Genomic DNA, 22,706 nt, shown 5'->3' with positions numbered 1-22,706 from the left:
GCTTCGCTTGGATTTGTATCTATATGCGCCCCATTGCCCCACTGGTTTTTGCAGAATGTAAAGGAGCACAGTTTTGATAGTTCTTCCATATACATGAACCGTATAGAAAAAGGAGGTATGGATATGAATCCTATTCAATCGGGAAGTCATATGGATAATCAAAAAGCATCTGTCGCAGGCGTGATGGGAGGCCACGATTCGTTGCTGGCAATGGTCCAGCTTTGTGAAGCAACATGCGAGCATATGGTCACGCACCTAATTTGTGCACACCATGATAATCGAAGAGATCTGCAAATCCAGTTATTGAGGGATTGTGCGGATATATGTACAATCATGGCCAAATACCTTGCACGAAACAGCTGCCATGCAAGGATATTAGCCCATATTTGTGCTGCTATCTGTGAAAATTGCGGAAATGAATGTGCAAAATTCCCTGACATGATGTCCCAGCAATGTGCCGAAATTTGTTTTCATTGTGCACAGGCTTGCAGGATGTTCGCGGGATAACTAAAAGACACGCATTTAATATAGTATAAGAGAAAAGCTGTTTTCTAATTCAGCTTTTCTCTTTTTGAATCATCAGCTTACTTATTTCAATTATATTTCTTTTACCGGGTGGGAAATAAAATGATTATCTTTATCAACTTTTGTATAAGTTGACCTCCCTATGTATAGCGGAATTGAAAGCTTTTCGAAATCTGGCAATCCGTTAGCAAGAAATTTATCATCATCCCGGTAAAAACCCACGATGTTTGCCACAAACCAGTCATGGTCTCCGTATGTATTCCGATCGATAACTTCACACTCATACGCAATATAAGCATCACGCAGTATCGGTGAGTTTGTAGCTGACCCGTGGTCAACACTGATGTTCGCCATATCAAATTTGTTGATTTTCGAACCTGAATACACGCCTGCTTGCTGAATAAGATTTGAATATTCAAAAGGCACAAAATTAATGGCAAATTTCCCTGCTGATTTTACCAGTTGATAAGTATATCGCTCACGGCCAATAGCTGCTCCATAAATTGGCGGATCATATGATATATATGAATGCCAGCCAGCAGCCATTATATTATTTTCTTCCTTATGAGACACTGTAACCAGTGCGACCATTCCTGGATAACTATGCATGACAGTTTGATTGATTAATTGAATCATGTTTTGTGTTCCTCCTTTGATTTTATAGTGTTCCATTCTCTTAGAAGCATGGGCAACTGTCTATTTTTTTATTTTTATGCCATCAAATTTTTAGTCACATATCCTATATTGAATAAAATATAGGAGGTTGCTCAATGAATTATCCTCAAACTTATTTTCACAGGCAAGATCATCAGAATGATGAAAGGATTATTCCGTTATTATTCCTTGCTGCTGCACCTGCATTTTATGGCGGTATGGATTTTGCGGTCCGTGGTATGGTTATGGCCGACCTGGGTACTGGTACGGCCGCAGACCGTGGTACGGATTTGGCCGCCGTCCATGGTATGGTTTCGGTTGTCGCCCCTGGTATGGCAGGTCATGGTGGTAATTGCAAAATAAAAAGAGCTCCCCGTTGGCCAGGGAGTTTCTCCCTTTCAATGAAGAAATTTATTCTATTATAGCAAAAAACTGAAATTTCGTATTGCGAAGTAAATTTAAAATCTTTAAAATATAACAGAATAACTAAACTTCATGATTAAGGGAGATCCTATGAACCGCAAAGTTTTTCTTTATGTAAAAGCATTTTCCGACCTTGGAACCTTTATGGATTTAATCGCAATCAATGTTTTGATGTATATGGCAACAGGAAGTCCTGCCTGGCTTGCTGCTACCATGGCATTCCGGACATTGGGCGGAGTTTTATCCAGCTTATTTTCAGGTGTTCTCGCAGATCGTTTTGACCGTAGGAAAATCATGATATGGACCGATGTTTTTAGGGCATTCATCATCCTGAGCTTGATCCCCTTTCCTGATCCAGTCATGATCCTGATCGTCTGCTTCTTGATAGGGTTGACGAGCAGCTTTTTTGCTGTCAGCTACAGTGCGGAAATACCGCAAATCTTTGGCCAGGATAAGGTATTAGAGACCAATGCTCTGATCTCGAGATTGACATCGATCAGCCTGGTTTTTGGGTTCATTGGTGCAGGAGTGATCACGGATTTTCTTGGTTACCAGGTTACCCTGATTATCGATGCTGCTACTTATCTAATATCTGCAGCAGTACTGATCAAAATTAAGTGGGAAACATCTAATCCAGCTCAACCAGGTTTGATAACGAATGGAGTTAAACAAAAGGTTATCCAGATTGGTAAGGATTTAAAAGAAGTATATTCTTTCATCCTTTCTGTGCCGATGTTATTGTACGTAAATATTGTTTTCCTCGTGGGATCATTTGCAGGTGCCTCTCACAATCTAGGTATTCCTTTGCTGGCAGACTCAATTGATTCGAGCAAACAAAGCTTGATTTATGGACTGATCTGGGGTATCTGGGGAGTTGGCTCTGTGTTGGCCACCCTTCTGTTGCCAAGATTGAAATTTCTGCAGGGCCACAACTTGTATCGTACATATTTTCTTGCAGCGGTTATGATGTCAACTGGATTTATTATCTTTTTGTCAAACAAGAATGTTTGGATTGTCCTGCTGTTTGCCTTTTTTACCGGCGTCTTTGATGCCTGTTTTACGACTCTGCACGCCACAATCCTCCAGAAAACGGAAAATTACATAAGAGGAAGAATATTTGGAGTTGGCATGCTGTTAAAATCATTAGGCTTTGCACTTGGTTTTGTGATTGCCCCTCTTCTTCTCGAAGCCCTCACACTGGCAAAAATGGTCTGGGTTTTCCATGGAATCTTAATAACCACAAGCATATTAGTGATGATTTATTCAAGTGGTAAACAAAATAAACTGCATGAGATCAAGCAAAGTATATAGACCAGTGATCGAAAAGAACTCCCGGCAAAGATCTGGATTTTCTTTGGGAGTGCGAAATCATAAATAACAGTACAAGTAATGTAGAAAAAGCATGGTGATTAGCAATTAAATCATCATGCTTTTTAACTTCTGAATTTTATAATTCAAAGTCGTTATAATTGGAATTACATTTTGGGGAGTTTTCAAAGAAATACCGGATCTGATAAATAGTCGGAAAAATTCCGCTTAATAAGTAAATTGCATTGAAAATAGGCTAAATAGACGGAGAAATTCCGTCTATTTACTCGAAATACATTAAATTGGTTGATATTGCTTGGCATAACCGGAAATACTCCGCTTATTCAGCCAAAAACATGCTTGATTCTGAATATAACCGGAAAACCTCCGCTTATTTTACTTTCGCTGTTTTCTTATCTAAGGACCGGAACTTCTTTCTCCTGGTGCATCTATTTTACATTTGGAAATTTGCCATTCCTATCAAATTTAACGAAGTATGAACAAGCGTTTTGCATATAAACTTACACCATGAGAATATTCATTCTCACTTTACTAATTGGTTTGCTAAGTAAAGTATTGATTATCAAATAAAATTGGTCATAAACGTTCTATACCAATAAAAAATAGCATGCTAAATCGTAAACAATTTAACTTGCTATTTGAATAGTAATTTCGCGTTTGCACTCCAAAAGAGAACTCGTTACATTGATTTGCCGTGACTTCATTTTTAGCTTTTAGTTGTGGTCGTTCCCATAAATGTCAGGGTGAAATCCTCTATAAAGGCAGGGATATCGGCTTCCATGCCGATCCAATCTAAATTCTCTTCCGGCTCCGGCTCAGGTTTCGGCCTAAAATCAGCAATGCTTTTACCCCTTGCCCGTCCAAACAGTTCAATAGTGACCCGCCTTGGCAAATATTTTACCATGTTCTTGTTAACAAGAGCGCTTAATGTGATGACATCATGAAGTGGTGCCCCGGTAATGCCAGGAACATTCTTTTTATAAGCTTCAAAGTAATAATCATAAACAGGTTTTATCAGATCCTTAAAAGGAGACTGGCTGTTTTGAGCAAGATAATCGATCACTGCAGGAGGAATGATTGCTTTATTGGTAATGTTCAGCGGATGCAAGAATACATTCCTTGCCTTTTCCAGCACTTGATTTGCAGCGATTGGATCAGCATAAAAGTTTGCCTCGGCTTCCGCTGTGACGTTACCTGGAACGAGGAAAGCTCCTCCCATGATATACACGGCATTGACCGTTTTAAAAGCTTCCGTGCCATAAAGTATGAAGGGTATGGCCAGCTCGGTCTGCCTTCCAACACCAACGATTACTAGATTATCGGAGTACTGATTCACAATATCAAGAATTTTATTAATATCATATACCTTAACTTCCCCAAGGTCCTCGGGCGGCCTGATGGGACCAAGCCCCTCTGGACCATGAATTTCAGGATAAAAAGTGGCTAACTCCCCTGATAAAGGACCAGAGGCACCTGCGATGATCGGTATATCCTCTCTTCCCCCCAGCTGCAATAAATAGGCTGTGTTATTTATTGCCTGTTCTTTCGTGATATTTCCATATCCGGTTACAACACCAACAACATTTAATTCTGGGCGTAAAAGTGCGTACATCAGTGCAAGTGAGTCATCGACACCTGAATCGGTAAACAAAAGTATATTATACATATGCATCCCTCTCCCGTTTGGTCATAGTCATATTATATGAAACCCCTGGGTCCATTCATTCAGTGATTTTCAGTATTTACCGATTGGCTAATAATATCTCTTTATTTCACACAAACTATATTGGCATGATCTTATTGATGGAGGTAACGAATTCGTGAAAAAGAAACAAGAAAATATGAAAGAACCGACCATTGCTCCCGGAATGGATGATCAAGAGGAACTGGATATGGACGCTTCAAAAGAGGAGAAAGAAAAAGGAGAGTTTACTAATGTATATTCACTTTCCCTTGACGAAGTTGATCCTAGTTAGCTTTTAGCTGAGGTAACGAAACAGAAAAAAGCTTGCCATAGTACGGATGGCAAGCTTTCATCTTTTACGATAATTCATGGAAAGTTATTTCTGGACGGCTTCCAATACGGATATTGACCCCTGTTTGGCCAAGCCCTTCACTGATATAAAACGGCTTCCCTCCATGGTAATGCAGGCCTTTGACCATTTTCATACGGACTAGCTTGCCCATTTTGATCAGATGGTAAGGCTTCGGCCAATGGATTTGACCGCCATGGAAATGCCCGGATAATAAATAATCAAAGTGGATTTCTTCCATCTCAAGTACGACATTAGGATCATGGGTCAAAACAAGGTTGTATCCTTCAGGCACATTGAGATATGCCTTATGAACATCACTATGATGAGTACTGTAATTATCAATACCTATGATATTCAACTTCTCCCCATTTACTTTAATGGTAATGTGCTCATTTTGTAGTGTCTGACACCCATTATCCTCAAGTGTCCTTTTCAAAGCTTCAAAGTTCTTCCCCTTTAAAACATAATCGTGGTTGCCGAATACTGCATACATACCATACTTGGGATTCAGCTTATTTAATACTTCTAGATAACCTCTAAGCTTTGGAATGCTCCTTTTACGGTCGAGAAAATCTCCCGTAAGGGCAATAAGATCCACAGGCTGTCCCGAAACTATATTATATAACTCATTTGGATTTACAGAGATATTTTCAAGATGCAGGTCAGATAGGTGGAGAATTTTCAAGTTGTTTGATGAAACTTCGATATTAGGTCTGGATACAGAAATCGTATTAATTTCGACCTTCTTGGTGTTTCTGTTTGCGAAGAAAAATACCACTCCAATTAAAGCTGAAAAAATCAAAAACAGGACCATAGTCTCCCCTCCCTCCTATCCAGTATAGTAAGGATGAGGAGAAAGGGCTAGAGGGAGTTGAAGGAAATACTATCTTTTATATTTTTCTAACAGCTTTTCTTTTGACATCATTAAGTATACCGGACATTGTATTCCTTTTTTGCCAGAAAGCGGATGTGAATTCGAAAGCAGCCAGATTGGAGTTTGCATTAATTGTTTAAACCTTGCATAAATTTTGCTATCCGGCTGGATACACTCAAAGCCGAGTGGCTTAAAACCTTTATTGATAAGGGTAATACCTATAATTCCTTTTATGTTTGAATTTTCCGGATGATTTAGGATGTAATCACTCAAAAGCGGCATAGATTCCATCACACCGCGAAAAACAAATCTTCCCCTAGAAACGTCATTTTTTATCCTGGCAACATCTTTAAAAATCCTGACATTATGTAAATGGATTTTAAGCAGAAGATCATTTTTGCGAATTTTTATTCCATCTGACAAAATAACTTCCTTTCCTTTGTATCGCGTTAGACGAACCCTGAACATGCCTTTATCTTTACTTTCAGGACATATATATTGCAGCCGGGTAAACCAGAAGTATAAAGGATCTATCCAGCTCCACATAGATATAAAAATTGATCTTACCATTTCTATCCTAGCTCCTTTCCATTCGTACAATTATAGGTTGGTTAAATTGCCTATTTTTTAGAAATGGTAATGAAAGGATTAAACATTCTGGAATGGATTTGGAGATGGAAGCGAATAGTATGAAAAAAAGGGTTTTGAGAATAGATGACAAAAATTCTTATATTGCCGTTTTTACAAATGCCTTCGGGACATCACCAGGCAGCTGATACATTAAGTTACTGTTTCAAAGAAATAGATCGGACAATAGAGGTCAGGAAAATAGACATTTTCCATTATACCTCCCGTATAGCGGAAAGCATTTCTACCAATATTTATTTAAAGGCATTGAAACTAAGTCCTTCGTTTTATAGCTGGCTGTACCGCCAAAATGCATGTAAAAACTATGAGGAAGAGAAACGGTATATATTATACGAATTTATGTTCTTGGGAAGTATGAAGAGGCTTATCAATGCGGAAGATCCCGATCTTATTATCTGCACACATTGCCTCCCTTCATATCTTTTAAATGTATTGAAGCAGCAGCATCATTTTCCTATACCTGTAATTAACGCTTATACGGATTTCTTTATCAACTCCGTTTGGGGACTAAGGAATATTGATTTGCATTTTGCTGGCAGTAACACAATTAAGCAATTTCTTGAACGAAACGGAGTCCCTCAAAGTAAGATTGTTGTTACAGGAATCCCTGTTCATCCGAAAATCACAGATAAAAAGAAAATAACGGAAAATAAAAACAAAAAACTTTTTAACGTGTTAGTGGCTGGGGGGAATATGGGCGTAGGGCAAATTGGAAATATTGTTAAACAGCTGGGACATGCTCCTGAATTAAATTATTATGTGTTATGTGGAAAAAATAATAAGCTGTTCTGGAAAATAGAAAAGCTTCAAAATCCGCGCATCATCCCGGTCTCTTATATTGCAGATAGAGAGGAAATGAATGAATTATACGACCGGATTGATGCAGCCTTAACCAAGCCTGGGGGTATTACTGTCAGTGAATGCCTCCGCAAAGAAATTCCTTTGTTCTTGCTTGAATCACTTCCAGGTCCCGAGGAGCAAAACGAAAAGTTCCTGCTTGAGGAGAAACTCGCTATGAAAGCCCCTATTGCTGGTATTGAAGAGGCTGTATTGAGCTTCCTAACAAGTGAAAAGGACTTGAAAGAGTTCCACATACAGCTTTCAAGCTATTCAAGACGGATCGAGAATTTAGACGCAGTTCTGAAAAGATTTTTCTAAAGTGAAAAAGAATGCTTTCGAAGGCATTCTTTTTTTGTGGTACGAGTAAAACGATCGGCGAATCCTTTTAGAAAAGATAGGGCAGGAAACTCTCTGTTCTTTATTGAGAAGGTATGCTTAATGTACCGTTTTTATCTGCTTCTATTGCCAATCGAGAAGCAAAATCGTACAATCCAATTCGTGCAATTTATTTGAGAGGAGAAAAATAAGGATTGAAATTTAATGAAAATGAGAAGTTGAGCATCTATAGCGGGCTTGCTTCAACTGCAGCTACTAACATGGTTAACGGTTATATCCCTTTGTTTGCAATTGGAGTTCTGGGAGCAACCAACCAGCAAATCGGCTTGATTGTCTCCCTGCCTTCCATAATAGGCATGCTTGCATTGATTCCGGGAGCTATTTGGCTTAATCGAGTGCAGAGCAAAAAGAATTTTGCTGTAATTTCAACGTTGCTCACCCGTTTAATATTCAGCTTGATCCTATTCGTTCCCTTCCTTGGAAGTCCTTATGCAGCATGGGCACTGGTGATCCTGATTGCACTGCTAAACTTTCCTGGTGCCTTATCTGGTTTGTCATGGCAGTCAATGATTGGGGATTTGGTTCCTGAAAAACGCAGAGGGGAATTTTTTAGCTCCCGTAACCGATACAACACGATAGCAGCAATGGCTGTCACATTTAGTACTGGAGTATTCCTGCAGCAATTTGATAAAGATAACGCTTTTCCTTACCAATTATTATTCATTGCTGCATTTTTATTTGCAGTGTTTGAGATATATTATCTTTTTAAACACAAGGAACCTGAAAGGCCTATGAATGAAAAAGTTACAGACGAGAAAAGCAAGAAGCTTTCGCTCGCAGTATATAAGCATAAGCCGTTCTTAGCATTCGTTATTTCTGCCTTATTGTTCGGCTTTTCCGCGCAGATGGCCTGGTCCCTGTTCAGTATTTATCAGATCAAAGAGGCAAATGCCACTGCATTGTGGCTGAGCCTGTTTTCTGTCACAAACCAGCTGGCGCAAATCATCAGTATAAAATGGTGGGCGAATGCTGCAGACCGCCGGGGAAACAGCTTCGTTTTATTTATTGCAGCAGCCGGTATGGCAACTGCTCCTGCTTTGACGATGCTTTCAACAAATCTCGTCTACCTGACAATGATTAATCTGTGGATTGGCTTGTTTGTTTCTGGAACCAATCTGCTGTTGTTCAACCAGCTCCTTAAAGCTTCTCCAGAGACAGACCGAACGAATTATATTGCCAATTATAACTTCCTGCTTTCGATCGTCGGGTTTATTGCCCCGCAGATGGGTGTCCTGCTCCTTAATGGTTTTGGAATGAATGCGGCGATGAATCTGATATCACTGTTCCGGGTGATTGCCGCCTTCTCCTTCCTGTTTGTAGCTTTAAAATTCGAACGTAAAGTGATAGCAGAATCTATATAAAGTTAGTCTTTCTAAAGCAGAAACAGGTCCTTACTGTTTCTGCTTCTTTCATAGATCAGCAGGGGTTAACCTTAAATTCTATTGGAATTCATTCTTTTTCTGGCAAAAAATTGTCTGTCGTCCTTCCTGTTCATCTTCCTCAAAAAAGAGAATCTTCCAATCTCCTAATTCTTTCAGCAGCTCATTCGATTCCAGCTTGTATTGACTCGAAATATGCCCGTTATTTGCAGTTTTATGTTTGTAAAACGTTTCGAAGAATAAATATCCATTATCCTTGATAACTTGTTTTAGTAGTGGAAATACAGAACGGTCCAGATAATAGGTCATTACCGCTAAATCATGCTTATGGTCTTTTAAAAAGGATCTTTCTTTTGTGAGATCAGTTACTTTAGCCGTAATATTCAACCCTCGTCTGGCTGCTTCCGCTTGTACATAGTTTATAGCAACGTCGGAAATATCAACTGCAGTCATGTCATAGCCTAGTTCTGACAGATAAATGCTATTGCCTCCCAGTCCTGAGGCAAAGTCTATTGCTGTCCCGCCTTTCAAATAAGCAGCCATCCTTAGCAGCCTTCTATTCGGTTCCGGAGGCTTCCCGTCTATTAACCTATCCATGTATTTTCGATTCCATTTACCTTGAGCATCCACTCTATATCACTGCCTTCAAAAGAAAAGTTAACTAAAATATAACATAGATATACCTCACTCTCATTCACAACATATGTTTTTAAAATATTCAGAAAACATATTGTCTTTTCAAGCGAAAATAGTCATACTTTAAGTGTAACAAAATATTTATAATTATCAGTTATTTTAGTAAGCGCTTTCATTTATTATTATTTTTTATTAGGAGGAGATGAAATGTCACTCACGCGCAAAATCCTTTATGGTATGGGATTGGGTATTATTGTCGGTCTTATTTTTAACTTGGCGTTGCCTGAAGTGTTCGAAACAGTCAATAGTTATGTATTTGTCCCTCTTGGAAAAATCTTTGTCAATTTGATTAAAATGCTTGTCGTCCCTATTGTAATCGTTTCTCTTATACTAGGAACTGCGGGAATTAGTGATCCTAAGAAGCTCGGCAGGATCGGCGGCAAGACGATTTCTTTTTTCCTGATTACTACCGCAATTGCATTAGTTCTGGCGATTGGAATGGCACTTCTGGTTCAACCAGGTTCAGGCAGCTTCCAATTGGAGGGCGCAAGCTTTGAAGCTGCTGAGGCACCGCCGGTTATTGAAACATTATTGAATATTATTCCTGCCAATCCTCTTGGAGCCATGGTCGAGGGTTCAATGCTCCAGGTGATTGCATTTTCAATTATCATTGGCTTTGGTATAGCAAGAGTCGGTGAAAAAGCAGCTGGATTGATTAAACTGGTCGAACAGGCCAATGAAGTACTAATGTATTTAGTTCAGGCGATCATGAAGTTCGCTCCATACGGCGCTTTCGGTTTGATTGCAACGGCAATCGGCAGCCAGGGACTGGAGGCAATCGCAGCAATGGGTAAATATATGTTCGTGGTTCTTTTCGTCCTGCTGCTTCACCTTGTTATCACCTATGGGTCAGCGGTATCTTTGCTTGGAAAACTGAATCCAATTAAATTCATCAAAGAATTCTCACCAGCTATGATTGTTGCATTCAGTACTTCTAGCAGTGCTGCTACCCTTCCTATTTCGATGAAAACACTGCAAAATAATCTCAAAGTTTCCAAAAGTGTCAGTGGTTTCGTGCAGCCGCTGGGAGCCACGATCAATATGGATGGAACAGCCATAATGCAAGGGGTTGCTACCATCTTCATTGCTCAGGTTTATGGAGCCGAACTGGGACTGGGACAATTATTGACCGTCATATTGACTGCGACACTGGCAAGTATCGGAACAGCAGGCGTCCCTGGAGTGGGATTGATCATGCTGTCTATGGTATTAACTTCAGTAGGCTTGCCTGTTGAAGCTATAGCTTTAGTGCTGGGGGTTGACCGTCTCCTTGACATGTGCAGAACCGCTGTGAACATTACCGGTGATGCTGCCTGCGCCGTCTATGTTGCCCGCTCTGAAGGGGAAACTTTAGAAGAGGTTGAAATAGACGAGAATGTTACTGCATAAGTTAATTTTCTTTCTTATATGCTGAAAATAAAAACAGCTGCTCTTTTTCGGAGCAGCTGTTTTTTGTTCACAGTGAGTAAAACCCATTAGTCAATTCCATGCTTTTCACAGTATTGGTCGATTAGTCGCTCAGTAAGACTGGGATCAGGAGCTTCGCCTTGGAAGGAAAATCTCAGCTCTTCGATGAATTCCCCTTTATGATATACATGAATTGCTCCATCCTGGTTAATCACACTGTATTCCGGTTCGAAAATATAACCGCTGCGTTCTACTGCACCCATGTGTTCCATCCTCCTTACAATTTGCAAATCCATGCCTATTTAATAAACAGCTTCACTTTCTTTAGCGCATTCTTGGTATTAGGATACCGGAATGGAAGATCGAAGCGAGTGGTTTGCTTCAATATGCTTTTTTCATGTGAAAATACATCGAAGCTGCCCTGCCCATGATAAGCCCCGATACCGCTTTCACCTACACCGCCAAATGGCAGGTACGGTGAGCTTAAGTGGTAGACGGTATCATTGATGCATCCACCGCCAAAGGATATATGTTCAAGAATCATTTTCTGGACCTGTTCACTTTCAGAGAAGATATAGAGTGCAAGCGGCTTTGGCCGAGCATTGATTCTCGTTATCATATCAGACAAATCATCGTATTCCAGGACAGGAAGAATCGGACCGAAAATTTCGTCCTCCATCACTTCATCTTCCCAATTGATATTGGTTAGAACGGTAGGCTCTATTGAAAGCTTTTCTTCATTTGTTCTTCCGCCAAAGAATGTGTCACCATTATCGAGGAAACCCGTTAGTCTGTTAAAATGCCGCTCACTTACAATTTTCGTAAAGTTTCCGCTTGAAATCGCATCCAATGAGTATAATTCCTCTACTGATTCTTTTAACAGCTTTAAAAATTCATCTTTTACACTTCTATGGATATAAAGATAGTCCGGAGCAACACAGGTTTGTCCTGCATTCATGAACTTGCCCCATGCAACTCTCTTTGCTGCAAACTTTAAATGGGCATCATGGTGTACAATGCATGGACTTTTACCTCCTAATTCAAGGGTAACGGGAGTAAGTTTCTTAGCTGCCGCTTCCATTATGATCTTTCCCACCGGAACACTTCCTGTAAAGAAGATATAATCCAGTTTCTCTCTTAAAAGTCCCTGGCTGGTTTCCACTCCACCTTCAACAACAGCCAGATATTCCTCAGGAAAATTATCATGAATGAGCTTCGCGAGGACCCCGGAGGTACGGGGAGTAAGCTCTGAAGGCTTTAAGATGGCACAGTTCCCGGCAGCGATAGCTCCAATTAAAGGGGCTACCGCCAGTTGGAAAGGATAGTTCCATGGAGCAATGACAAGAGCTACTCCATACGGTTCGGGATAAATATAGCTTTTAGACCCTAACAAAGTCAGAGTAGATTTTACTTTTCTTGGCTTTGCCCATTTGCGGACATGCTTTATGGTAAACCGCAACTCCTCAAGTACTATTCCTATCTCGGTTAGGTATGAATCAAACTCAGTCTTATTCAAGTCCGCCTTTAAGGCATCCATCAGTTCCTGTTCATGGGATTTGATCAAGCTTCTTAATAATCTCAGAGCCTCAAGCCTGAATGGAATTTCCTTTGTTTTTCCACTGAAAAAAAACTGTCTTTGTTTCTCTATTAGTCCACTGTAATTCACCATCCTGTCCCCCTCCAATAAGAATAAAAAGTTTCTCTTTATTTTCCCCATTTCATATAATCCATACCTAATTGGATTTAATAGTTCAATTCATACCTTTTACAATAGTAAATAAAGGGTAGATTATATACATGTGCGTTATACAAACCTTAATGTGAACCAGAGTTTTATTTTGTATGACCTAAGAATTTTCAAGGAGGTTATCTGATGAAAGTACTTGTCGTAGGTGCAAATGGACAGATTGGCAAACAACTCGTTGATCTGCTTAAAGAAAGCAGCGAACATGATGTAAGAGCGATGCTGAGAAAACCGGAACAAACTCCGGAGTTTGAAGAAAAAGGTGTTGAAACTGTAATCGCAAGCCTTGAAGGTACCGTTGAAGACATCGCATCTGCAGCAAAAGGCTGCGATGCCATTGTGTTCGCGGCAGGTTCAGGAGGACATACAGGTTTGGATAAAACTCTGTTAGTGGATCTTGACGGCGCTGTGAAAACGGTGGAGGCTGCAGAACAGGCTGGGATTGACCGGTTCATAATGGTCAGTGCCCTGCAAGCACACAAAAGAGAGAATTGGTCTGAAGCCATTAAGCCTTATTATGTCGCAAAACACTATGCGGATCGCGCTTTATTGCAGAGCAGCCTGAATTATACAATCATCAGGCCTGGCGGGTTACTGAACGAAGCAGGTACGGGTAAAATTGAGGTTGCTGAGAACCTGAAAACGGGCTCGATTCCAAGAGTTGATGTAGCAAAAACCGTATTGGCATGCTTAAAAGCGAAAAATACATTCAAGAAATCTTTTGATTTAATTTCTGGAGAAACTGATATTGTTGATGCTCTTAAAAACATTTAATCAGCATCAAAAAGAGAGTTTGCCATGCTGGTAAACTCTCCTTTTTCTTATTCTGCTTCTTCTGATGTGAAATGGTTAGTTTTATCACTCATTTGGAAGGTTATTGCTGGCAGCTGAATATTTTTATCGACAAAAATCGCTGCTACCATATGTCTCAATTTACTTTCGATTTTCTCTTTAATTTCAAAGTTAACGACCGGAATTTCGATCAGGAACTCCATTGCCTTGCTGTGGAAATCAATAAAACGGATATCAGGTTCCGGAGAATCAAGGATGCCCTCCTCATTTTCCTTAATTTCGTCTACCGCTTGTTCAAGCAGTGCCTGCACCATATGGGTATCTGTTCCAAAAGCGACACTCACCTTTACCTGAGCCATCATTCTTGCGCTGGTTCGGTTCTTGACGATCTGTTCGATAAAATACTGGTTAGGAACAATCAAAGTCCCTTCCTTTGCAGTACGGATAATTGTAGATCTTAAGCGGATATTTTCTACCCGTCCGACCTTATCATTGATCTCAATGATTTCCCCTACCTCAATTGGTCTTTCAAACAAAATAATGATACCCGATACAAAGTTACCAGCAACATTCCTCATGCCAAAACCAATACCAATGCCAAGAACTCCAAAAACGGCTCCTATCGCAGTCAGGTTGATCCCGACACTGGTCAGACTTACAGCCAGTGCGGCAAACATAACAGTATAGTATATGATTTGGTTGAAAGTGTAGCCCAATCCTCTATCCACTCCGTAGTAATCGTAGATCGAGGATAAAATATACTTATTGAAAAGCTTAACTAGCCTGTGTGCCAGCGAAACGATCAGGAAGGCTATGACAATCAGCAAGATTGTCACCTTTACTTCCCCATGGGTATATAGCGGTTCAAATAACCATTCATTCTCTGAGAAGGTTAATAGGAGTAAAATGATAATCCCATAAAAAGTTAGCCAGTCCGCAAGCGAATCGATTATCGGCAGAGATCTTTGGATAAATCTCGAATCTTGTGCAGCCGAAACCTTAGCAACCCTTTTTATTAGCCAATTTCCTACTATAATGATCACTAAAAATACAGCAAGTCTGATAATATCCCCGCGAGAAATGTCCCTAATAAAAGTATCTACCATGTGTCCCACCTGCAATTCCAATATATCAGTCTATTCCTGTAAAACAAGCGGATTAAACTTAACGGGTTTAAAAGCACTGCAGTTGGACAACTACAAACGAAATTTGTTACAAAAATTCCGTATAAAAAGAGACTGCGTATGCAGTCTTTACAGTTTAATCCGCTAGGTTCAAAGCGGTATCAGCAGTATCCAAATCCACTCTGATTTGTTCTCCAAGATTATGCGGGTGGTAAAATCCCATTTCAATCATATACTCTGAAATGTTTTCATGAGCTTCTACTGCCGCCCTCAGCTGTTCTCGAAATGCCTCCCTTAATTCGGGTGTGGCAGTTTCCGTTATTGCGAATGAAAGGTTTCGGATCCCTGACTTAATGGAAATTAAATAATCTGTTGCGATTACCTGGTCTGTCATCCCTGCCATGCCCGCCAGATTGTGCAAGATGTTCGTCATGCCCGATTCTCCTCCTTCTTGGTCAAAAGCTCCTTCATCCGATTGATATGTGCGGTTGATGCCACCACTTCATCGGTTAAGATTTCTTTTAGCCTTAAGTCCTTAACAAGCAAGCCCATAGCTGTTGCTTTTGTTAATGTGACACTTTTGAACGTCATAACCTCCAGCAATTCAAGGGTCTCATGTATACCTAAATATTTCGTCATAAGCAATCTCTCCTATTTCTAAGCTCTCCCTGTTATATTTCCATTAATACATTCCATTATTCTGACATTCTGTATAAACACCCTCCATAATTGGAAAATTAAATATGTTCTTATTGGAGGTGAATTTATGGAGAAAGAAACACTTGCCTTCCATGAAACGATGGAAGCTCATGAAATATTGAATTTTAAAACAATCAGTGTCCTTAAATCAAAATTGATGCAGGGTCTCTGTTTTGATAACGACCTGAAAGCATTGATGGAAAAAGATGTCCAACAGTCGATCGCAGCAATTGATGAATTGAAAGTATTTTATAAAGGTGCTAGAACAAAACCATTGAAGGAAGGTGAAGTCTGATGGAAATGGATTACCTTGATCCCCAGGGTGCTGAGCACATGCCCGAGATGGCCGATGCATCATTTGCGCTGGACTTTCTCCTCTGGATCAAAACTGGTATACACACTTACGGTATTGCCATCACTGAAACAGCCAATGGAGAGCTTAGGAAATCCCTATACAATCAAATGGAACAAGCGATTGACCTTCACGCTGAAGTTTCCGATTTGATGATGAAGAAGGGTTGGCTGTACCCCCATGATGTTGGAAAGCAAGTGGAATTGGATTTAAAATCTGCGGACATGGCAGTAAGTATCGGAGAGATGGATCTATTCCCAATTGACACGGATCGGCTTGGAATGTTCGCGACACCAGATAAATAAAGGAGGAATGTCTATTATGAAAGCCGTTACGTATCAAGGGAGCAAAAATATACAGGTCAAGAATGTAAAAGATCCTGAAATAAAGAATTCAGATGACATCATCATAAAAGTAACAGCTTCGGCTATTTGCGGGTCTGATTTGCACCTTTTGCATCAAATGATCCCGAATTTGCCTACAGACTACGTAATTGGGCACGAACCAATGGGTGTAGTCGAAGAAGTTGGACCTGGTGTGAACAAGCTAAAGAAAGGCGACAGAGTGATCATTCCTTTCAATGTCAGCTGCGGAGAATGCTGGTATTGTAAAAATGACATCACTTCACAGTGTGATAATTCCAATCCACATGGAGAAATGGGAGGTTTCTTTGGCTACTCGGAAACAACGGGCGGTTACGCTGGCGGCCAGGCTGAATATATGCGTGTTCCTTACGGGAATTTCACTCCTTTTAAAATCCCCGAGGATTGTGAAGTTGAGGATGAAAAACTTGTACTTTTGGCAGATGCTGCAGCAACAGCATTGTGGAGCGTTGACCATGCAGGTGTCAAATCAGGCGACACAGTGGTGGTTTTAGGCTGCGGTCCGGTGGGTTTGCTCGCGCAAAAATTCGCCTGGTTTAAAGGAGCGAAGAGAGTAATAGCTGTTGATCATTTGAACTACCGTTTAGAGCATGCAAAAAAGACAAATAAAGTTGAAAAAGTTAACATAGAGGAACACCAGAATACCGGCGAATACCTGAAGGAGATCACCAAAGGCGGAGCTGATATTGTCATTGATTGCACGGGTATGAGCGGAAAAATGTCTCCGCTTGAATACCTGGCTACTGGCTTGAAGCTGCATGGTGGTGCGATGGGCGGTCTTGTCATAGCCTCCCAGGCTGTCCGCAAGGCTGGTACAATCCAAATCACCGGTGTCTATGGAGGCAGATATAATGCTTTTCCTCTAGGCGACATTTTCCAGAGAAACGTGGATCTCAAGATGGGCCAGGCACCGGTAATCCCTTATATGTCCTACCTTTATGATATTATTTCTAATGGGAAAATGGATCTAAGCGATGTCATCACTCATGTTCTTCCTCTAGATCAAGCGAAACACGGTTATCAAATTTTTGACACCAGGACGGACGGCTGCATTAAAGTTGTCCTGAAGCCGTAAAGCTTACACACAAAACGTCCCATTTTAAGGGACGTTTTTAGGTTCATAAGAATATTGGTGATAAGGCTCTGGTTTCATCGATAAAAATAAAGGCATCATATCTTCTGGCAATATAAGATGGAACATAGTTCCCTAAATGTTCGAGTTTTGGATCATAGACAACTCCTATTGCCCGATGACCCAACACACGATCAAAATCCCTTTCGTTTTCCTGGCTGAATAAGATATATTTATCGAATGCCCCTGCCTGGTGCAAAGCATCCTCCCAGCTTCCATTCTGGGCCTCCGGAACGTCCATTACATCGACAGAACCACCCCACTGGTCAGAAGCAATCACTGTGCCATGGTGTGTGCCAAAACCAATTGCGTAAACACCCTGGCCATATTTTTCCCTTAGAATTTGTCCAACATTTATCATGCCTTCATCCGCCATATCTGTTGCCCTTGCATCTCCAATATGGGTATTGTGCTCCCATATGATTGCTTTGGCACCTTCTCCATGGGCATGCACGACTTTTTCAAGAGCGCTCACCATGTGGGTATCACGGATGTTCCAATCCTCTGCACCGCCTTTGGCCATTGCCCGGTAGTAACGTTCAGCGTCTAGCATGACAAGGCTGTTAACCTCCAAATTCAAGTCACCCTCCTGCCCTTTAGGGTAACTCTTCCGCTTTTTCTGAAGGTCAATCAGAACCTTTATAACTTCCTCTGTACAATTTTCCCCATAATATGCTGATGAAATTGCATAAGTCTCCCCCCGTCGATCAAAGGGTTCGAAGCAGGAAAAAGCTTGTTTCGCCGACTCGACATCACCTGGCGAAATTTTTTCAAGCTGCCGGATGATTTCTTCCATTGACTCCCACAGACTGTAAACATCCAGACCGTAGAAACCAACTGCTTTTTCTGCTGACTCATTATAGTTCTTTAACCATCTTACAAGTTCAAGTATTTCTTCATTTGCCCACATCCATGAGGGCCAGCGGCCGAAATCTTTAAGTGCTGTATGAGAGTCGGTGTCACTAAACCCTTTAATATATTGATTCACAGTGAAACACGATGGCCAGTCACCTTCTACAGCAATAAAAGAAAACCCATGGTCTTCAATCAATCTTTTACTGATTTCTGCCCTGATGGTATAGAATTCGGATGTTCCGTGAGAAGCCTCTCCCAGCATCACATACTGTTTTTCTGCAGCAGCTTCTACAATTGCGTCGAGGTCATCATATGTATCAAATCTTACTGCATGATTTTTAATGGATTGGACTAGATCGCCTTTTGAAGCCATGGTGCACCTCCAATATTTTAAAAGCCAATTATTGTCTCGGATTTTTTCCCTCGTGCATTGAATAGCGCTCTGAATAACCGTAAAAATCTATTTGGCAGGGAAAGAACAACGTTTCCGAAAGGCTCTTTTCTCAAACTTTGTTGCTATTGAACGCAAAATAGGATTGAATGAACTATGTTTCTTTGCAAAGTTGACTTAATAAGGAGAAATGAGGATGAAAACTTAATGCTGACCTGCTAAATAGCTTTATATTACGTTTAAATCGGCTTTAGGATTTTAACAACAAACTTTACGATAACAGCCTTCCTAAAGAGCCTTTATTAATTTACCCTTTCTTCCCGCAAGAAATCTGTATTCTTGAAAATTAGAGGAATTTTTAGCATCACATAGAACTATATTTAGTAAATAATATTAGGAGGTTGACAATGGAGTTTAAAGATTATGAAGAGTTCTGGCCTTTCTATTTATCGCAGCATAGTAAACGTTCAACAAGAGGATGGCATTTTGTTGGTACAAGTTTCGTTTTCGTATTTTTGATCGCTGCTCTCATTACGTTTAACTTCTGGTTAATATTGTTGGCTCCAGTCACTGCTTACGCGTTCGCATGGTTCAGCCATTTCTTTATCGAAGGCAACAAGCCAGCCACATTCGGGCACCCCGTCTGGTCACTCCGTGCAGATTTCCGCATGTACAGGTTAATCTTATTAGGTAAACTGGACAAGGAACTGGACAAACATAAATTGGCAGGTTAAATTTTTTCAAAAAAAACAAACCCATTCAATTTTGATGGGTTTGTTTTTTACGTTTAATTATACTAAATCAACATTATGATATACCTGCTGTACATCCTCTAAATCTTCCAGCGCATCAACGAGCTTTTCGAATTGTTCCTGCGAATCTGGGTCCAGAGCCACTTCATTCTGAGGCAGCATGGTAAGTTCAGCTACAGTAAAGTCTGAGATACCGGCATTCCTGAATGCCTCCTGGATTGCGTGGAATTGGTCAGGCTCACCATAAATAATGATGGATTCATCTTCTTCAAGGATATCGCGTGCATCAACATCCGCTTCCATCAATATTTCCAATGCCTCATCAGCAGACTTTCCTTCAAATCCGATTACTGCAGTTTTGTCGAACATATAAGATACGGATCCAGCTACTCCCATGTTCCCGCCGTTCTTACCAAAAGCAGCTCGCACATTGGAAGCAGTACGGTTTACGTTGTTTGTAAGTGCATCAACGATCACCATGGATCCATTAGGGCCAAACCCTTCGTATCGAAGCTCCTGATAATTTTCTTCGGCTCCGCCCTTGGCTTTATCGATTGCACGGTCAATAATGACTCTTGGTACATTATATGTCTTCGCTCTTTCGAGGACGAATTTCAGCGCCTGGTTGGATTCTGGATTTGGTTCACCTTGTCTGGCTGCAACATAAATCTCAAGCGCGAATTTTGAATAAACCCTGCTTGTATTTGCATCCTTGGACGCTTTCTTCTCTTTAATGTTGTTCCATTTACGACCCATAAATTCCACTCTCTTTCAACTTATATCAGATAGCCGCAATTATTTAGATAAATGCTGCAGCATCTTCTCACAGATAATATTATACCTTAAATGGAAGATTTGTTAAGAGGTTAGTATACGGTGGAACTAAAGTGTTCATGTCCAAATAGGCACTCTTGGAGCACGAAACAGAATACCAGAATGAAAAAAGTGTCTCAATACGGGTTATTGAAACACGAAATGTCCACTCGCCGCTAAAGCATTTCACCCCCAATTAGTTCATAGGATTTTATGCGGTCCTCTGGTGAATATGTGATAGTCAGGACCATTATTTCATCAGCGTTATACTTCTGATGCAAATCAAGCAATCTCTCTTTTACTTGCATTGGATTCCCTATAATCATTTTTCGCTTCATTTTTTCTACAGTTTGATAATCCTCTCCAGTAAGCTTGTATTCCTTTGCGGCTTCCATAGAAGGTACACCAGATAAACCTTCTCCTTTTCCCTGCTGGATGTTCCATATAAGCGAGCTTAATGCAATTTCTTCCGCTTGTTCAGTGGTTTCAGCACATATGGCCGAAACAGTCAAAATGGTATGCGGAGATTTTGTGCTTCCTGGCTTGAAGGAATTATAATATCCTTGCAAAATGTCTTGTGGGTCCTTGTCGCTCATAAATAAACCAAACGCATAAGCCATTCCGTACTCAGCCGCGAGCCTCGCGCTTTTTTTACTCGTGCCGAGAAGCCAGGGTTCAGGAGGGACTTCTGGTAAGGGTGCGGCTGTAATTTTAGCAAGTTCACTGTCTTCCGGATGATTGTCATTAATAAAATGAAGCAAGTCCTTCAATGATTCAGGCAGTTTCCAAACATTTTGCAGGAAGTTGTCTGATAAAGCATTTGTTACTTCTGCAGATCCTCCTGGAGCACGGCCGATTCCGATATCAATCCGGCCTGGGAACAATGTTGCAAGCAAATTATAAAGCTCCGCCACTTTATACGGTTTGTAGTGTGGAAGCAATACAGCGCCAGAACCTATTCGAATCTTGCTTGTCCTTGCCCCGATATAGGGCAGCATGACCTCAGGTGCTGGACATGCCAAACCAGGTATATTATGGTGCTCAGCGATCCAGTAACGTGTATACCCTAATTTCTCGGCAGTCTGTGCAAGCAAAACGGATTGCTCCAATGCAGCTCTGGCCATCTGATTCGCCGAAATCGGTGCCTGGTCAAGTATACTTAACTTCATGGCTTACTCCTTTATTTCCAATAAGGCTAATTTAAAGGTACCGACCTGCCCGCTTTTATATAAATTCGTAACAGAGGTCGAGTACTCGACGATTTTTCCTCTAAAGGCTGCATCTCGCGCAGGAACCTGCACATCAAATTCTCCTTTATATAATAATGTGGTGACATCATGATAGTCTTCGCTTGTAACGGAAAATTCCACTGCAATTCGCTTGAGTCCGCCTTGATTTCCCATTTCTAAACTTTTGACCAAGATGGGATGGCCATCTAAAACTATTCTATCCCCCAAAACATTCACTCCTTTACACTTGCTGAATATATTTTATCATCCCTGAAAGATAAATAAAAAAGCCTGCCCTACGCGGACAGGCTGCCTTGGACCGTTATATTTTTGAGAGAAAATCCTTCATTACCTTGACAAGTTCTTCCGGCTGTTCGTACATGCTCATATGGCCGGCACCTTCAATGATTTGCTTTTCGATATTCGGTTTCGTTACAGTAAATGTTTTTTCAGCAGGAATAATCTGATCCTTTTCGCCTGCAACCAAAAGAACAGGCAGTTCAGTGTCTTCCAACACATGATTCCTATCTGGCCTATTTTTCATGGCGATCAATGCGCTGACAAGGCCTTCCGCTATTGTATTCATGCCAATTTTCACAGTCTCTTCGATTTCCGTTGAATTTTCTACAGTATTTTCAGGAGAAAATAGCTTTCTGGAAAGTCCTTCGATAAATGGTTCCGCTCCCTCTTCCTGAATCTTCTTTGCATTTGCTTCTCTAGCTTCCTTTGCATCATCGGAATCCGGATTAGCCGTCGAATGTACTAAAGAATAGCCGTTTAAATGCTGAGGATATAACTCTGCAAATGCCAGGGTGATATAACCGCCGAGTGAATGACCGAACATGGTCACTTTATCCAACCCTATTTGATCAAGTAATTCTTTAATTGTCCCGGCCATGTCCTCAATTGAATAGTTGTTTTTTGACATGCCTGACTCCCCGTGTCCAGGCAGATCAAGTGCAATCACCCGGTACTCGTTGGCGACTTGAGGAATGATTTTATCCCAATAGTGCTTGCTGCCGGCAAATCCATGTATGAGAAGAATTGGATTTCCTTTGCCTTCATCAATAAAACTCATTTCCGTACTCCCAACCCTTACTACCTTTGTGTCCATACATTCCGCTCCTATCATTTAAGTATATTCATTATATTCCCTGAAACTCGTTTATTAATCTATCGCCATCATATACAGGCTGATATTTCCACAGCTATAAAGGTGTATTCTCTGTTACA

At 40.7% G+C, this 22,706-nt stretch carries 27 protein-coding genes; 12 read left to right on the top strand and 15 right to left on the bottom strand.

The genetic code is table 11. The features are described 5' to 3' along the window. Positions 1 to 123: 123 nt before the first annotated feature. Entirely contained in the window at positions 124 to 507 is a 384-nt protein-coding gene (locus tag J7E35_RS09050; protein WP_251040851.1) for a four-helix bundle copper-binding protein, read from the top strand. 90 nt (positions 508 to 597) lie between these two features. Here J7E35_RS09050 and J7E35_RS09045 read toward each other — a convergent pair whose 3' ends face one another. Then, the gene (locus J7E35_RS09045; protein ID WP_214779028.1) at positions 598 to 1,161 is read right to left on the bottom strand and encodes a flavin reductase family protein; all 564 of its coding nucleotides are present in this window, start codon (positions 1,159 to 1,161) and stop codon (positions 598 to 600) included. Positions 1,162 to 1,295: 134 nt separating this feature from the next. Here J7E35_RS09045 and J7E35_RS09040 point away from each other — a divergent pair, with 134 nt between their 5' ends. Together J7E35_RS09040 and J7E35_RS09035 are read left to right on the top strand one after the other, a co-directional pair. Then, on the top strand, positions 1,296 to 1,604 hold the full coding sequence (locus tag J7E35_RS09040) for a hypothetical protein (RefSeq protein ID WP_214779026.1): 309 nt from the start codon (positions 1,296 to 1,298) through the stop codon (positions 1,602 to 1,604). An 88-nt stretch (positions 1,605 to 1,692) separates the two neighbouring features. Further along, positions 1,693 to 2,913 carry an MFS transporter gene (locus tag J7E35_RS09035; protein WP_214779024.1) on the top strand — a complete coding sequence of 407 codons (1,221 nt, stop codon included), beginning with the start codon at positions 1,693 to 1,695 and terminating at the stop codon, positions 2,911 to 2,913. 724 nt (positions 2,914 to 3,637) lie between these two features. On the opposite strand, the gene J7E35_RS09030 is transcribed toward J7E35_RS09035, so the two are convergent. Next, on the bottom strand, positions 3,638 to 4,597 hold the full coding sequence (locus J7E35_RS09030) for a nucleoside hydrolase (protein WP_214779022.1): 960 nt from the start codon (positions 4,595 to 4,597) through the stop codon (positions 3,638 to 3,640). Between the two features lie 154 nt (positions 4,598 to 4,751). On the opposite strand from J7E35_RS09030, the gene J7E35_RS09025 reads away from it, so the two are divergent. Further along, positions 4,752 to 4,907: a hypothetical protein gene (locus J7E35_RS09025; RefSeq protein WP_214779391.1), complete on the top strand. Its 156-nt coding sequence runs from the start codon at positions 4,752 to 4,754 to the stop codon at positions 4,905 to 4,907. A gap of 64 nt (positions 4,908 to 4,971) precedes the next feature. Here J7E35_RS09025 and J7E35_RS09020 read toward each other — a convergent pair whose 3' ends face one another. Continuing rightward, complete coding sequence (locus J7E35_RS09020) at positions 4,972 to 5,781, bottom strand: metallophosphoesterase (protein ID WP_214779020.1); 810 nt, start codon at positions 5,779 to 5,781, stop codon at positions 4,972 to 4,974. Between the two features lie 69 nt (positions 5,782 to 5,850). Next, entirely contained in the window at positions 5,851 to 6,411 is a 561-nt protein-coding gene (locus J7E35_RS09015) for a YkoP family protein (protein WP_214779018.1), read from the bottom strand. 177 nt (positions 6,412 to 6,588) lie between these two features. Here J7E35_RS09015 and J7E35_RS09010 point away from each other — a divergent pair, with 177 nt between their 5' ends. Continuing rightward, positions 6,589 to 7,647, top strand: coding sequence for an MGDG synthase family glycosyltransferase (locus J7E35_RS09010; RefSeq protein ID WP_214779016.1), 1,059 nt, complete (start codon positions 6,589 to 6,591; stop codon positions 7,645 to 7,647). A 212-nt stretch (positions 7,648 to 7,859) separates the two neighbouring features. Beyond that, positions 7,860 to 9,086, top strand: coding sequence for an MFS transporter (locus J7E35_RS09005; protein WP_214779014.1), 1,227 nt, complete (start codon positions 7,860 to 7,862; stop codon positions 9,084 to 9,086). A gap of 78 nt (positions 9,087 to 9,164) precedes the next feature. Here J7E35_RS09005 and J7E35_RS09000 read toward each other — a convergent pair whose 3' ends face one another. Then, positions 9,165 to 9,701, bottom strand: coding sequence for a class I SAM-dependent methyltransferase (locus J7E35_RS09000; RefSeq protein WP_214779012.1), 537 nt, complete (start codon positions 9,699 to 9,701; stop codon positions 9,165 to 9,167). A 246-nt stretch (positions 9,702 to 9,947) separates the two neighbouring features. On the opposite strand from J7E35_RS09000, the gene J7E35_RS08995 reads away from it, so the two are divergent. Beyond that, positions 9,948 to 11,189, top strand: coding sequence for a dicarboxylate/amino acid:cation symporter (locus J7E35_RS08995; protein ID WP_214779010.1), 1,242 nt, complete (start codon positions 9,948 to 9,950; stop codon positions 11,187 to 11,189). A gap of 86 nt (positions 11,190 to 11,275) precedes the next feature. On the opposite strand, the gene J7E35_RS08990 is transcribed toward J7E35_RS08995, so the two are convergent. Together J7E35_RS08990 and J7E35_RS08985 are read right to left on the bottom strand one after the other, a co-directional pair. Further along, complete coding sequence (locus tag J7E35_RS08990) at positions 11,276 to 11,470, bottom strand: YbxH family protein (RefSeq protein ID WP_214740019.1); 195 nt, start codon at positions 11,468 to 11,470, stop codon at positions 11,276 to 11,278. Positions 11,471 to 11,505: 35 nt separating this feature from the next. Next, positions 11,506 to 12,876, bottom strand: coding sequence for an aldehyde dehydrogenase (locus J7E35_RS08985; protein ID WP_214779008.1), 1,371 nt, complete (start codon positions 12,874 to 12,876; stop codon positions 11,506 to 11,508). 204 nt (positions 12,877 to 13,080) lie between these two features. Between J7E35_RS08985 and J7E35_RS08980 the strand changes: the two genes are divergently transcribed. Next, positions 13,081 to 13,725: an SDR family oxidoreductase gene (locus J7E35_RS08980; protein WP_214740023.1), complete on the top strand. Its 645-nt coding sequence runs from the start codon at positions 13,081 to 13,083 to the stop codon at positions 13,723 to 13,725. A gap of 47 nt (positions 13,726 to 13,772) precedes the next feature. Here J7E35_RS08980 and J7E35_RS08975 read toward each other — a convergent pair whose 3' ends face one another. The 3 genes from J7E35_RS08975 to J7E35_RS08965 form a co-directional block, all read right to left on the bottom strand. Further along, positions 13,773 to 14,849: a mechanosensitive ion channel family protein gene (locus J7E35_RS08975; RefSeq protein WP_214779006.1), complete on the bottom strand. Its 1,077-nt coding sequence runs from the start codon at positions 14,847 to 14,849 to the stop codon at positions 13,773 to 13,775. Between the two features lie 154 nt (positions 14,850 to 15,003). Beyond that, positions 15,004 to 15,300 (bottom strand): spore coat protein, encoded by a 297-nt coding sequence (locus J7E35_RS08970; RefSeq protein WP_192472070.1) that lies wholly within the window; start codon positions 15,298 to 15,300, stop codon positions 15,004 to 15,006. Then, positions 15,297 to 15,506 carry a hypothetical protein gene (locus tag J7E35_RS08965; RefSeq protein WP_214779004.1) on the bottom strand — a complete coding sequence of 70 codons (210 nt, stop codon included), beginning with the start codon at positions 15,504 to 15,506 and terminating at the stop codon, positions 15,297 to 15,299. Before J7E35_RS08965 ends, J7E35_RS08970 begins: the two co-directional genes overlap by 4 nt. Before the next feature lie 127 nt (positions 15,507 to 15,633). On the opposite strand from J7E35_RS08965, the gene J7E35_RS08960 reads away from it, so the two are divergent. The 3 genes from J7E35_RS08960 to J7E35_RS08950 are packed head-to-tail and all read left to right on the top strand — an operon-like array spanning position 15,634 to position 17,376. Beyond that, on the top strand, positions 15,634 to 15,861 hold the full coding sequence (locus J7E35_RS08960) for a spore coat protein (protein WP_214779002.1): 228 nt from the start codon (positions 15,634 to 15,636) through the stop codon (positions 15,859 to 15,861). After that, the gene (locus J7E35_RS08955; RefSeq protein ID WP_214778999.1) at positions 15,861 to 16,223 is read left to right on the top strand and encodes a spore coat protein; all 363 of its coding nucleotides are present in this window, start codon (positions 15,861 to 15,863) and stop codon (positions 16,221 to 16,223) included. The genes J7E35_RS08960 and J7E35_RS08955 overlap by 1 nt, the downstream gene beginning before the upstream one ends. A gap of 16 nt (positions 16,224 to 16,239) precedes the next feature. After that, positions 16,240 to 17,376, top strand: a complete 1,137-nt coding sequence (locus tag J7E35_RS08950; RefSeq protein ID WP_214778998.1) for a zinc-dependent alcohol dehydrogenase — start codon at positions 16,240 to 16,242, stop codon at positions 17,374 to 17,376. A 43-nt stretch (positions 17,377 to 17,419) separates the two neighbouring features. On the opposite strand, the gene J7E35_RS08945 is transcribed toward J7E35_RS08950, so the two are convergent. Beyond that, positions 17,420 to 18,661 carry an erythromycin esterase family protein gene (locus tag J7E35_RS08945; protein ID WP_214778996.1) on the bottom strand — a complete coding sequence of 414 codons (1,242 nt, stop codon included), beginning with the start codon at positions 18,659 to 18,661 and terminating at the stop codon, positions 17,420 to 17,422. Between the two features lie 425 nt (positions 18,662 to 19,086). Between J7E35_RS08945 and J7E35_RS08940 the strand changes: the two genes are divergently transcribed. Beyond that, positions 19,087 to 19,413, top strand: coding sequence for an Mpo1-like protein (locus tag J7E35_RS08940; RefSeq protein ID WP_214778994.1), 327 nt, complete (start codon positions 19,087 to 19,089; stop codon positions 19,411 to 19,413). 57 nt (positions 19,414 to 19,470) lie between these two features. Here the strand turns inward: J7E35_RS08940 and J7E35_RS08935 are convergent, their stop codons facing one another. The 4 genes from J7E35_RS08935 to J7E35_RS08920 all read right to left on the bottom strand — a co-directional run bounded on the left by J7E35_RS08935 (position 19,471) and on the right by J7E35_RS08920 (position 22,587). Next, positions 19,471 to 20,187, bottom strand: a complete 717-nt coding sequence (locus J7E35_RS08935; protein ID WP_214778992.1) for a YebC/PmpR family DNA-binding transcriptional regulator — start codon at positions 20,185 to 20,187, stop codon at positions 19,471 to 19,473. Between the two features lie 233 nt (positions 20,188 to 20,420). After that, a complete protein-coding gene (locus J7E35_RS08930; RefSeq protein WP_214778990.1) occupies positions 20,421 to 21,413 on the bottom strand; it encodes an LLM class flavin-dependent oxidoreductase in 993 nt (330 codons plus the stop codon). Between the two features lie 3 nt (positions 21,414 to 21,416). Further along, positions 21,417 to 21,710, bottom strand: a complete 294-nt coding sequence (locus J7E35_RS08925) for a DUF3219 family protein (RefSeq protein WP_483297654.1) — start codon at positions 21,708 to 21,710, stop codon at positions 21,417 to 21,419. A gap of 85 nt (positions 21,711 to 21,795) precedes the next feature. Beyond that, positions 21,796 to 22,587 (bottom strand): alpha/beta fold hydrolase, encoded by a 792-nt coding sequence (locus J7E35_RS08920; RefSeq protein WP_214778985.1) that lies wholly within the window; start codon positions 22,585 to 22,587, stop codon positions 21,796 to 21,798. Positions 22,588 to 22,706 lie beyond the last annotated feature (119 nt).

The organism is Bacillus sp. ISL-45, from assembly GCF_018613195.1.
Lineage (GTDB): Bacteria > Bacillota > Bacilli > Bacillales > Cytobacillaceae > Mesobacillus.
This window is presented reverse-complemented; position numbering and strand designations above follow the sequence as displayed.